Consider the following 11,694-nt stretch of genomic DNA (forward strand, 5'->3'; position numbering starts at 1 on the left):
CCCTCCCACAGGGGAATGCATTCCAAATGTGGGAGGGGGCTTGCTCCCGATTGCATTGGCTCAGGCGCTATAACTGGTCGATATGCCGATACTCCAGCTGCAACCCGGCAGCCAACTCCTGCGCCCGCCCCAGCCTGATCGGCCCGCGCTCGATGTCCACCAGTAACCCCGGACACGCCAACTGCGCCAACCCATCGATCGTCTTGAGCCGCCCATCGGTCATCACCAGCACCCGTTGCTGCTCCGCCGGGTAACGCTTACGCCGCGCCACCAACCAATGGGCCGCCTCGCTCAAGGCTGCCAGCAACGGCGTACCGCCACCGGCGCCTAGCTGTTCCAGCCAATCCGCCAAGCCTTTCGAGGCCTTCAAACCCTGCACCTGCCACTGCGGCGACTGCCCGCTGGCGGTCAACAACGCCAGGCGCGCCCGTTGCCGGTAGGCGTCATCAAACAGCTGCGCCAACAGGCCCTTGGCATCGCTCAATGCCCGGTGCCGTCGGGTGGAGGCCGAGGCGTCGACAATCACCAGCCACAGCTCATGGGCCGAACGGTTGCGCACCTGCCAGCGCAAATCTTCACGACGCTGCGGCCTGCCGCCGAGCAAGGTGCCCGGCCAATCGATCTGGCCCTGCCCTGCGCTGCGCGCCTTGCCCTGCTTGCCATTGTCCAGTCGCCCCGCCTTGGGCCGGGCATCCGCCCCCGCGTCAGGTCGGGGGCGAATGCCTAGGGCTTTTTTGGCCAGGTGGGCACATCGCGACGGGAACCGGTGGCCAGGGCCGGCGCAGGCATGTCGCCCCATTGGCCTTGGCCCGGCGAGGTATCCGAGGGTTGCGGCGACTGCCCTGGATTCGGCGGGCTGGCCGGTGGCGACTGTTCCTGGCGCCGGTGACGCAAGGCAAATTCCGCAACCGCTTCAATGTCTTCTTCGGCAATCCTGTCAGCGCCCCGCCACGCGGCATGGGCGCGGGCGCCCCGCAGCCAGACCAGGTCGGCGCGCAAACCGTCGACGCCTGCGGCAAAGCAGCGTTCGGTAATCTGCGCCAAGGCGTGATCATCCAGCTCAATACCGTCCAGCCGCGCCCGCGCCTGGGTGCAACGCTCGCGCAGCGCCGCCTGCGGCTCATGCCACTGCTGACAGAACGCAGCGGGATCACGGTCGAAATCCAGGCGACGACGAATAATCTGCCCACGCTCGGCGGGCAGCGTTTGCCCGCTCAACGCCACGTTGAAACCAAAGCGGTCGAGGAGCTGTGGACGCAACTCCCCCTCCTCCGGGTTCATCGTGCCGATCAGCACAAACCGCGCCGAATGCCGATGGGAGATGCCGTCACGCTCGATCAGGTTGGTGCCGCTGGCGGCCACGTCCAACAACAGATCGACCAAGTGATCGGGCAACAGGTTGACTTCATCCACGTACAACACGCCGCCATCGGCCTTGGCCAGCACGCCGGGGGAAAACTGTGCGCGGCCCTCGCCGAGCGCGGCGTCCAAATCCAGGGTACCCACCAGCCGCTCCTCGGTAGCGCCCAGGGGCAAGGTGACAAACTGCCCGCTGGCGAGCAGGTCCGCCAGGCCACGGGCCAGGGTGGACTTGGCCATGCCGCGCGGGCCTTCGATCAGCACACCGCCGATTTGAGGATCGATCGCGGTCAGGCACAGCGCCAGTTTCAGCGCGTCGGCACCGACCACGGCGGCCAGCGGAAAATGCGGAATATCGGTCATCAGCGGTCTTCTTCTATATCCAGCAACAGGTTTTCCAACGCTTCGCGGTAGGCGCCCGGCGCTTGCCACAGGCCGCGCTGCTGGGCTTCGAGCAGGCGCTCGGCCATGTCGCGCAGGGCGTCGGGGTTGTGTTGTTGCACAAAGGCGCGGGTGTCTGGGTCGAGCAGATAGGCGTCGGCGAGCAACGCGTATTGGTGGTCGTCGATCAGTGCCGTGGTGGCGTCGAAGGCGAACAGGTTGTCCACGGTCGCGGCCATTTCAAACGCACCTTTGTAGCCGTGACGCTTCACGCCGTCGATCCACTTGGGGTTGGCCGCGCGGGAGCGAATGACTCGGTTGAGCTCTTCCTTCAAGGTGCGGATCTTCGGCAGGTCCGGCTGGCTGTGGTCGCCATGGTAGCTGGCGGCCTTGGCGCCGCTCAGGGTTTCCACAGCGGCGAGCATGCCGCCCTGGAATTGATAGTAATCGTTGGAGTCGAGCACATCGTGTTCGCGGTTGTCCTGGTTCTGCAACACCGCCTGCACCTGGCCCAAGCGCTGGGCGAACTGCTCGCGGGCGGCGGTGCCTTCGTCAGCGCCGCCATAGGCGTAGCCGCCCCAGTTCAGGTAGACCTCGGCCAAGTCTTCGCGGCTTTGCCACAGGCGGCCGTCAATCGCGCCCTGCACGCCCGCGCCATAGGCCCCCGGCTTGGCGCCGAAAATGCGCCAACCGGCCTGTTTCGCCGCAGCCTCTTCATCCAGGCCCGATTCGCGCAAGGCCTGGCGCTCACTGCGCACCTTGGCGGCCAGCGGGTTCATGTCGTCCGGCTCGTCCAGGGCAGCGACCGCTTGTACCGCCGCATCGAACAGGCGGATCAGGTTGGCGAACGCGTCGCGGAAGAAGCCGGACACGCGCAACGTCACGTCGACGCGGGGACGATCCAACAGGCTGATCGGCAGGATCTCGAAGTCATCCACGCGCTGGCTGCCGGTGGCCCAGACCGGCCGCACGCCCATCAGCGCCATGGCCTGGGCGATATCGTCGCCGCCGGTGCGCATGGTGGCCGTGCCCCACACCGACAGGCCCATCTGGCGCAGATGATCGCCGTGGTCCTGCAGATGCCGTTCGAGCAGCAGGTTGGCCGACTGGAACCCAATGCGCCAGGCCGTGGTGGTCGGCAGGTTGCGCACATCCACCGTGAAGAAATTGCGCCCGGTGGGCAGCACATCCAGGCGGCCGCGGCTCGGCGCGCCGCTGGGGCCGGCCGGCACGAAGCGACCGCTCAAGGCGTCCAGCAGGCCGCGCATTTCTGCCGGGCCGCAGGCATCCAGACGCGGCGCCACGACCACGCGCAGGCTTTCGACAACGGCCTTCACGTCCTCCCAGCCAGGTTCCTCCAACTCTTCCAGCGGCCCTTCCAGCGCCTGCTCGATCAAGCGCGCCGCGTACAGCTCCAGACGCTCGCGGGTGTCGCCGGCGGTGCGCCACAGCTGCGCGTCAAGGTCGCGCAACACCTCGGGCCGACGCCCGGTCCACGGCTCGGCGAGCGCGCAGTCCAGGGGGTCGAAGCCCAGGTCGAACGCCTTGGCCAGCACCCGCAACAGGCTCGATTGCGCGCCACGGCCATCGCCCCGAGGGATGCGCAACAAGGCCAGCAAGGTATCGATGCGCAAGCGCCCCGCCGGCGACTCGCCAAAGATATGCAGGCCGTCGCGGATCTGGGATTCCTTCAAGTCACACAGGTAGGTATCCAGGCGCGGTAACCAACTGTCGGCATCGGCATTGCCGTCCAGCTCAAGCTCCTGGTCGATATGGGTTTCGCGCACCAGCTTGAGAATGTCTTTCTGCAGTTCCAGCGCGCGTCGTGGGTCGAGCAACTGCGCTTCATAATATTCGTCGGCCAGCAGCTCCAGGTTGCGCAGCGGGCCGTAGGTTTCGGCGCGGGTCAGGGGCGGCATCAAATGGTCGATGATCACCGCCTGGGTGCGCCGCTTGGCCTGGGCGCCTTCGCCGGGATCGTTGACGATAAAGGGGTAGATATTCGGCAGCGGGCCGAGCAGCACGTCCGGCCAGCAGTTCTCCGACAGGCCCACGCCCTTGCCCGGCAGCCATTCGAGGTTGCCGTGCTTGCCAACGTGAATCAGCGCATGGGCGCCGTAGGTATGGCGCAGCCAGAAATAGAACGCCAGATAGCCGTGGGGCGGCACCAGGTCGGGGTCGTGATACACCGCACTCGGGTCGACCTGGTAACCGCGCGCCGGCTGGATGCCCACAAAGGTTTGATCCAGGCGCAGGCCGGCGATCATCAGGCGACCGTCGCGGCACATCGGGTCCTGATGGGGCGCGCCCCAGCGCTCCAGCACGGCCTGGCGATTGGCTTCGGGCAGGCGTTGAAACATCGCCGCGTAGTCGTCCAGCGCAAGGCTCTGATGACACGGGCGCAGGTCGAGGCTGTCGAGGTCGTTGGTGACGCCGCCCAGCAACGCATGGATCAAGGCCGTGCCGCTGTCCGGCAAGGTGGCAGGCACCGGATACCCTTCGGCGTGCAGCGCGCGCAGGATATTCAGCGCCGCCGCCGGCGTATCCAGGCCCACGCCATTGCCGATACGGCCGTCGCGGGTTGGATAATTGGCCAGGATCAAGGCCACGCGCTTGTGCTCATTCGGCACCCGCGCCAGCTCGACCCAGCGGCGCGCCAGTTCGGCGACAAAGTCCATGCGTTCGGGCGCGGCGCGGTAGCACACCACGTCCGACTGGCTGCGCTCACTGCGCCAGGCCAGGTCTTTGAAGCTGATCGGCCGGCTGATGATGCGCCCGTCCAACTCCGGCAAGGCGATGTGCATCGCCAGGTCGCGAGGGCCCAGGCCTTGTTCGCTGGCCTGCCAGCCGGGCTGATTGTCCTGGGCGCAGATCGCCTGGATCACCGGGATATTGCGGCGAAACGGGCGCAGATGCGGCGCTTCGGGGCTCGATTGAGCAAAGCCGGTGGTGTTGAGGATCACCGCCGCCTGCACCTCATCCAACAGGTCTTCGACCACCGCCAGGCAACCGGGCTCTTTCAAACTGGCGACTGCGATCGGTAAGGGGTTAAGGCCCGCCGCCTGCAGGCGCTGGCAGAACACATCGATAAACCCGGTATTGGCGGCCTGCAAATGCGAGCGGTAGAACAGCACCGCCGCCACCGGAAAATCAGCCTGCCACTGCGCCTGCCAATCAGCCAGGTGGGCGTTGGCGGTATGCGGGTGGTAGATCGAGGTGCGCGGCAAGCTTTGCGGCTCTGCCCAGGCATAGTCGCGCCCCAGATAGCCGGCGGCCAGGCAGCGATAGAAATCCAGCGCGTTACCCAGGCCACCCTGGCGCAGGAACTGCCACAACCGGTCACGCTCGGGCGCCTCCACGGTGCTCAAGCCGCTGAGCTCCGGGTCTGGCCGATCATCCCCCGGTACCAGGATCAGCGTGACGCCGCGCTCCGCCAACGCCACCAGGCGCTCGACGCCATAACGCCAGTAGCCGATGCCGCCATGCAGCGAAATCAGGATGACCTTGGCGTGGCGCAGCACTTCATCGACGTACAGGTCGACCGAGGCATGGTTTTGCACCTGCATCGGGTTGGCCAGGCGCAGGCTGGGGTAATCCTCGGGCAACTGCCGGGCCGCCTCGGCAAGCAGCGCCAGGCTGGAATCGCCGCTGCACAGGATCACCAGCTCGGCGGGGGTTTGCCCAAGGTCGGCGATGTTGTCGTCCGCGACGAAGCCACCGGGCTGGGTCCTGAGCAGGTGCATGGGTCAGGCGCTGATGGCGGCGCGCAGTTGCGCTTCAAGGCCTGCCGCGTCAAGCGCCTGGCCGATCAGCACCAGGCGCGTGGTACGTGCCTCATCGGCGCCCCAGGCACGGTCGAAATGCTTGTCGAAACGTGTGCCCACGCCCTGGATCAACAGGCGCATCGGTTTGTTCGGAATGGCGGCGAAGCCCTTGACGCGCAGGATGCCGTGCTGCACCACCAATTGCGTCAGGGCGTCAAGCAGCAGGGCTTCGTCGGCTGGCGGCAGGTCGATGGAGATGGAGTCGAACGCGTCGTGGTCGTGATCGTCTTCACCGTCATGGTGATGGTCGTGATGGCTATGGCGCGCGTCGATATGTTCCTCGGAGCCGGCACCCAGACCGATCAACACGTCCAGTGGTACGCGACCGCTGCTGGCTTCGATGACTTTCACCGCCGGCGGCAACTCCTCGGCCACTTCCAGGCGCACGCGGGCCAGGTCTTCGGCGCTGATCAGGTCGGCCTTGTTGAGGATCACCAGGTCGGCACTGGCCAGTTGGTCGGCGAACAGTTCGTGCAGGGGCGATTCGTGGTCCAGGTTCGGGTCGAGCTTGCGCTGGGCGTCGACCTGGTCCGGGAACGCGGCGAAGGTGCCAGCGGCCACGGCCGGGCTGTCGACCACGGTGATCACCGCGTCCACGGTGCAGGCATTGCGGATTTCCGGCCATTGGAAGGCCTGGACCAGCGGCTTGGGCAGGGCCAGGCCCGAGGTTTCAATGAGGATATGGTCGAGGTCGCCACGCCGGGCCACCAGTTCGCGCATCACCGGGAAGAACTCTTCCTGCACGGTGCAGCACAGGCAGCCATTGGCCAGCTCGTACACGCGGCCGTTGGCTTCTTCTTCGGTGCAACCGATGGAGCACTGCTTGAGGATGTCCCCGTCAATGCCCAGCTCGCCGAATTCATTGACGATCACCGCAATGCGACGGCCCTGGGCGTTGTCGAGCATATGGCGCAGCAAGGTGGTCTTTCCCGAGCCGAGGAAACCGGTAACGATGGTGACGGGGAGTTTGGCCAGTGTTTTCATCGGATGCCCTTTGGGGCGGGCATACGGGACGATAGGCCCTGCGACGGCGCGCAGCAGCGGATTTCGTCACCGGATCACCCCGCCCGGTTGAATTGAAAAATCGATTGCGAGGCAGGTCTCCTGGCTTGGGGCTTGCGGGTCTTGCGACCGGCGCTGACTGCGCCTTCCCGCCGGATCGGCAGTGGCGTGGCAGTCAGTAGAACCCTTCACAGTTGCGGGGGCAGCCGCGGCTTGAACCGCGTTCCCTTCTTAGCTTCGGCCTGGGCCGAAGAACCTCGAGCGAGCAAGGCTACGCAGTGCAGGGTCGGCGGTCAATGTCCCCTACCCGGGAGGCAGGGTTCACGCGTGATGAAAGCTGACAGGCACATCGCCAACAATGTCGGTATGCCGTATCTGCCCGTGGCTTTGGAGATAGAAATCAATTTCGCCGTTGCCGGTCAGGTCGAGTACAACCCATGACTCGTCCGTCTGCGGATCGTAACCCACGCCCACCTCGCCTGCCCGCCCAGTGAACTGGCTGACAAAAATCAGCGAGCCAAGGCCATGCCTGCGCAACAGCGGGGAAATATCGATGCTGTCCTGCCCACTGACAAAGTCCATCAACTGGTCCGGGGCGTATAACGTCGAATCACTGGCATACTGGTAGATGAACGTATCGCTGCCCGCGCCTCCTCGCATGTGGTCCGCGCCGGCGCCGCCGGTGAGGCGGTTGTCAGCGTCATTTCCGATCAGCACGTCTTTACCTGAACCACCGATGGCGTTTTCCAGGGTAACGCCCTTGGCGATGGAGACATTGCCCTTCATTCCTCCTACATCGGAAAAAGACTGGGCGCGCAGGTTGATCACCTGGTCCTGATGATATCCAGAGAAGTCCAACGTATCGTTGCCGCCGCCGTCCCAGACGCAAAACACAGCACCGTCGCGAGACGAATTCAAGGACAGATCGTCTCGCTGGGTATTGGAGTTGAACCCGTAGGTAGTATCTGTATTGCGCGTCTGATGGTTGGCACCAAACACCCTCTGAGCCCAGGCGATGTCGGCCATCAATGGCGAGGAGGCGTGTTGCCCCTTGAAATCCTGATGAGTATGGCTCACGTCAAAATAGCTCATGACTGAGTAGGCCCGACTGTCTTGTGCATAGGCGGCCTGCGCGTGGTAGGTGGCGGGGCCACGAGTAGCGTCATAATCGCCTGTATGTGCGGCGCCCAGGATGTGGCCGATCTCGTGCGTGAGCGTTTGGCGCCCGAAGCCGTTGACCTGCGGTGCACGGTTATCCGCATAGCCGGGGTTCACACGCACCCGGCCCTGATAATGTGAGAACAAAGCGTCGGCGACTGTGGGCGCCTTGTCGTTGACAAACCGTAACCGGCCTTCGGATTCAATGGCATCTTCTTTAAAAGTAACCTTCGCAACATCCGCCCAGGACTGCATTGAGCGTCGGGCCTGATTTTTTTGTGTTTCATTAAACTTACTTTCATTTTTTGCAACTTCATTAAACGTATAAGAGAGTTGCACTGTGTGGTCGCCATTACTGTCATTCAATCTACGCCCCTTACGATCGATCTGGTGCGCCATATCGCTCAACGACCACACAGGTTTATTGAAGCTTGCGCGGGAATACGGATCATCGGTGCGCTGGGAGCGATCTCCATGCGCAGGGGCGTTAACGCTTGAGAATGCTTGCTGGGACTCGGGCAACTTGTGCGGTTGATCCGTATGTGCGCAAACATTACCCGGATTAAACTTGGCGCGAGATACACTCATCGTGAACTAAGCCTCATAAATGACACATCAACATTCAAGGCGCCCAGCTTCCAACAAGAAACATTCAAAATAAAGCGCGACACCCACACAAACCAATTAAAGATATTACTCATCAGCTGCTCACGCCCTCCCCATCCAGCGCCCGCCCCCACCTCAATTGACGCCCAGGTCTCGCCCGTGTTTTCCTATGCAACTTGTTTCGGGTGCCCTTCACAGGGTGAAACGGGAAACCGGTGCGCCATAGAGCTATGGCAAGTCCGGTGCTGCCCCCGCAACGGTAAGCGAGCGAAGCGTCAAATCCACTGTGCTGTGCATGGGAAGGAGATGCTTGATAGGCCAAGCGCCCCTCGCAAGCCCGGAGACCGGCCCGAAAAATTCAGATAACAAACCCGCGGTGGGCGGGCGCTGTTCAGAACCCTGCGTGCCCGGCTCGCGGGGTTTTCATGCGCTCGTTTCACCCTGACACCCAGAAGGGACGCGCCATGTCGATCATCAGCAGCACCTCGCACACCGCCAGCAACTCCGCCACCCTGGGCCAACGCCTGACCGCCGCTATCGGGGCGTCGATCCTCGGCGCGTGCCTGGTGTATTTCGCGGGTTTCTCACACATCGAAGCCGTGCACAACGCTGCTCACGATACCCGCCACAGCGCCGCGTTCCCGTGCCACTGAGACCTGCCGACATGATCAAGCGTATTGCCCAAACCGCAGGTTTCACAGGCCTGCTGGCCGCCCTGCTGCTGACCCTGCTGCAAAGCTTCTGGGTCGCCCCGCTGATTCTGCAGGCGGAAACCTTTGAAAACGCCCCGGCAGCCACCGAACCAGCGCATGAACATGCCGCAGGCGCCGCCGCCCACACCCACGATGCCGAAGCCTGGCAACCGGAAGACGGCTGGCAGCGCGTGCTGTCCACCACCGGTGGCAATCTGGTAGTTGCCGTCGGGTTCGCCCTGATGCTGGCCGGCCTCTACACGCTACGCGCACCGACCCGCACGGCCCAAGGCCTGCTGTGGGGTCTGGCCGGTTACGCGACCTTCGTGCTGGCGCCGACCCTGGGCCTGCCGCCAGAGCTGCCGGGCACCGCTGCCGCTGACCTGGCCCAACGCCAGATCTGGTGGATCGGTACTGCCGCCTCTACCGCCGCCGGTATTGCGCTGATCGTATTCGGCCGCAACTGGCTGCTCAAAGTGCTGGGCGTGGCGATCCTGGCCGTGCCGCATGTGGTGGGTGCGCCGCAACCGGAGGTGCATTCGATGCTCGCGCCAGAAGCCCTGGAGGCCCAGTTCAAGATCGCGTCGCAGCTGACCAACGTGGCGTTCTGGCTGGCACTGGGCCTGATCAGCGCCTGGCTGTTCCGCCGCAACCGCGACGATCAATACTCGGCATGACCCTGGTGGTCGGCCTGGGCTGCCAGCGCGGTTGTGATCTTCCCACCCTGCTGAGCCTCTTTGACACCGCCCTCGCCGAGGGCGGGATTGAACGCCACAGCATTACCGCACTGGCAAGTATCGACCTCAAGCGCGAGGAACCGGGGCTGCTCGCCCTGTCTCGATTGCTGGGCTTGCCGTTGCAGTGTTTCAGCGCTGAACAACTGGCCGTCTATGAAGATCGGCTGAGCCATAAATCGGCCGTTGCCTTTACGCATACCGGCTGCCATGGGGTCGCCGAAAGCGCTGCCCTGGCCCTCGCCGAACATCTTGCCAACGCCCCCGCACGCCTGCTGATCACTCGCAAAAAAACCGCCCAGGCCACCTTTGCATTGGCCTGCGCCGGTTAAAACCTCGATAATCGTCCCTTCCGATCATGAGCAGTCTTCATGCTCGCCCGTTTTTCCACAGGAATCCCCCATGACCGTCTACTTCATCGGCGCCGGCCCCGGCGATCCGGAACTGATTACCGTCAAAGGCCAGCGACTGATTCGCAGTTGCCCGGTGATCATTTACGCGGGCTCGCTGGTGCCAACGGCGGTGCTGGAAGGTCATAACGCTGAACACGTGGTCAACAGCGCTGAACTGCACTTGGAGCAGATCATTGATTTGATCAAGGTCGCCCATGCCAATGGCCAGGATGTGGCACGCGTGCACTCCGGCGATCCGAGCCTGTACGGCGCGATTGGCGAGCAGATTCGTTACTTGCGCGAGCTGGGCATACCGTTCCAGATCATTCCTGGCGTCACCGCAGTAGCGGCGTGTGCAGCGCTGCTTGAGGCCGAGCTGACCCTGCCGGACATCGCCCAAAGCGTAATCCTGACGCGCTACGCCGATAAAACCAACATGCCGGCGGGCGAAGACTTCGACAGCATGGCGCGACACGGCACGACCATGGCGATTCACCTGGGGGTCAACCACCTGGAAAAGATCGTCGCGGAACTGTTGCCGCATTACGGCGCGGACTGCCCGATTGCCGTGGTGCATCGGGCGACGTGGCCAGATCAAGATTGGGCAGTTGGCACGCTTGAGGATATTGTGGCCAAGGTTGAGGCAAAAGGTTTCCGGCGTACCGCGCTGATCCTGGTGGGCCGCGTGCTAACCAATGACAGCTTCAGCGAGTCATCGCTTTACCGTGCCGGCCATGCCCATCTCTATCGCCCCGGATAAACACCGCCAGAACTGTGGGAGGGGGGCTTGCTCCCACAGTTAATGTTCTGCGTCATCAATGTCGCGCAACTACTTGAAAAAAAACAATAAAAAAACGGCGCTCACGGGGCGCCGTTTTTATGCTCGCAGTGAACACCTTACTCAGTAGTAGGCGTTTTCTTTCTGCGTGTGGTCAGTCACGTCGCGTACGCCCTTGAGCTCTGGAATACGCTCCAGCAGGGTGCGCTCGATGCCTTCGCGCAGGGTCACATCCGCTTGGCCACAGCCCTGGCAGCCGCCGCCGAATTTCAATACGGCGATGCCGTCCTCAACCACATCGATCAAGCTGACCTGACCGCCGTGGCTGGCCAGCCCCGGGTTGATCTCGGTCTGCAGGTAATAGTTGATGCGCTCGTTGACCGGGCTGTCGGCGTTGACGTTCGGCACCTTGGCGTTCGGCGCCTTGATGGTCAACTGGCCGCCCATACGGTCGGTGGCGTAGTCGACTACGGCGTCGTCGAGGAAGGCTTCGCTGAAGTTGTCGATATACGCGGTGAAGCTTTTCAGCCCCAGAGCGGTGTCTTCAGGTTTCTCTTCCCCAGGCTTGCAGTAGGCAATGCACGTCTCGGCGTACTGGGTGCCGGGCTGGGTGATAAAGACGCGGATGCCGATGCCTGGGGTGTTCTGCTTGGACAGCAGGTCAGCCAGGTAATCGTGGGCGGCGTCGGTAATGGTTATGGCAGTCATGGAAACTCCTCACAGGCTTGCCGGCAGTTTACGCCAAATCATTACAGAGGTACAAAGTCC

The 11,694-nt window shown here is 63.4% G+C and carries 10 protein-coding genes and 2 riboswitches; of the genes, 4 read left to right on the forward strand and 6 right to left on the reverse strand.

What is annotated here, in order from left to right; genetic code table 11:
• Positions 1 to 67: 67 nt before the first annotated feature.
• The 5 genes from C4J86_RS14620 to C4J86_RS14640 form a co-directional block, all read right to left on the reverse strand.
• Positions 68 to 670: a VWA domain-containing protein gene (locus tag C4J86_RS14620; protein WP_124372435.1), complete on the reverse strand. Its 603-nt coding sequence runs from the start codon at positions 668 to 670 to the stop codon at positions 68 to 70.
• A 53-nt stretch (positions 671 to 723) separates the two neighbouring features.
• Positions 724 to 1,722, reverse strand: a complete 999-nt coding sequence (locus C4J86_RS14625) for an ATP-binding protein (protein WP_124370923.1) — start codon at positions 1,720 to 1,722, stop codon at positions 724 to 726.
• On the reverse strand, positions 1,722 to 5,483 hold the full coding sequence (gene cobN, locus C4J86_RS14630) for a cobaltochelatase subunit CobN (protein ID WP_124370924.1): 3,762 nt from the start codon (positions 5,481 to 5,483) through the stop codon (positions 1,722 to 1,724). Before cobN ends, C4J86_RS14625 begins: the two co-directional genes overlap by 1 nt.
• A 3-nt stretch (positions 5,484 to 5,486) precedes the next feature.
• Positions 5,487 to 6,548 carry a cobalamin biosynthesis protein CobW gene (gene cobW, locus C4J86_RS14635; protein ID WP_124370925.1) on the reverse strand — a complete coding sequence of 354 codons (1,062 nt, stop codon included), beginning with the start codon at positions 6,546 to 6,548 and terminating at the stop codon, positions 5,487 to 5,489.
• 92 nt (positions 6,549 to 6,640) lie between these two features.
• A riboswitch (cobalamin riboswitch) is annotated at positions 6,641 to 6,841 on the reverse strand.
• A gap of 46 nt (positions 6,842 to 6,887) precedes the next feature.
• Positions 6,888 to 8,312, reverse strand: a complete 1,425-nt coding sequence (locus C4J86_RS14640; protein ID WP_164487777.1) for a M10 family metallopeptidase C-terminal domain-containing protein — start codon at positions 8,310 to 8,312, stop codon at positions 6,888 to 6,890.
• 184 nt (positions 8,313 to 8,496) lie between these two features.
• A riboswitch (cobalamin riboswitch) is annotated at positions 8,497 to 8,698 on the forward strand.
• A 96-nt stretch (positions 8,699 to 8,794) separates the two neighbouring features.
• Between C4J86_RS14640 and C4J86_RS14645 the strand changes: the two genes are divergently transcribed.
• From C4J86_RS14645 to cobM, 4 genes are all read left to right on the forward strand, one after another.
• Positions 8,795 to 8,983, forward strand: a complete 189-nt coding sequence (locus C4J86_RS14645; protein ID WP_124363113.1) for a CbtB domain-containing protein — start codon at positions 8,795 to 8,797, stop codon at positions 8,981 to 8,983.
• Between the two features lie 11 nt (positions 8,984 to 8,994).
• Complete coding sequence (locus C4J86_RS14650) at positions 8,995 to 9,699, forward strand: CbtA family protein (protein ID WP_124370926.1); 705 nt, start codon at positions 8,995 to 8,997, stop codon at positions 9,697 to 9,699.
• Positions 9,696 to 10,088, forward strand: coding sequence for a cobalamin biosynthesis protein (locus tag C4J86_RS14655; protein ID WP_124370927.1), 393 nt, complete (start codon positions 9,696 to 9,698; stop codon positions 10,086 to 10,088). Before C4J86_RS14650 ends, C4J86_RS14655 begins: the two co-directional genes overlap by 4 nt.
• A gap of 70 nt (positions 10,089 to 10,158) precedes the next feature.
• On the forward strand, positions 10,159 to 10,908 hold the full coding sequence (gene cobM, locus C4J86_RS14660) for a precorrin-4 C(11)-methyltransferase (RefSeq protein WP_124370928.1): 750 nt from the start codon (positions 10,159 to 10,161) through the stop codon (positions 10,906 to 10,908).
• Positions 10,909 to 11,049: 141 nt separating this feature from the next.
• On the opposite strand, the gene nfuA is transcribed toward cobM, so the two are convergent.
• Positions 11,050 to 11,634, reverse strand: a complete 585-nt coding sequence (gene nfuA / locus C4J86_RS14665) for a Fe-S biogenesis protein NfuA (protein ID WP_017136914.1) — start codon at positions 11,632 to 11,634, stop codon at positions 11,050 to 11,052.
• Positions 11,635 to 11,694 lie beyond the last annotated feature (60 nt).

Origin of the sequence: Pseudomonas sp. R2-7-07, assembly GCF_003852355.1 — a bacterium.
Classification (GTDB): domain Bacteria; phylum Pseudomonadota; class Gammaproteobacteria; order Pseudomonadales; family Pseudomonadaceae; genus Aquipseudomonas.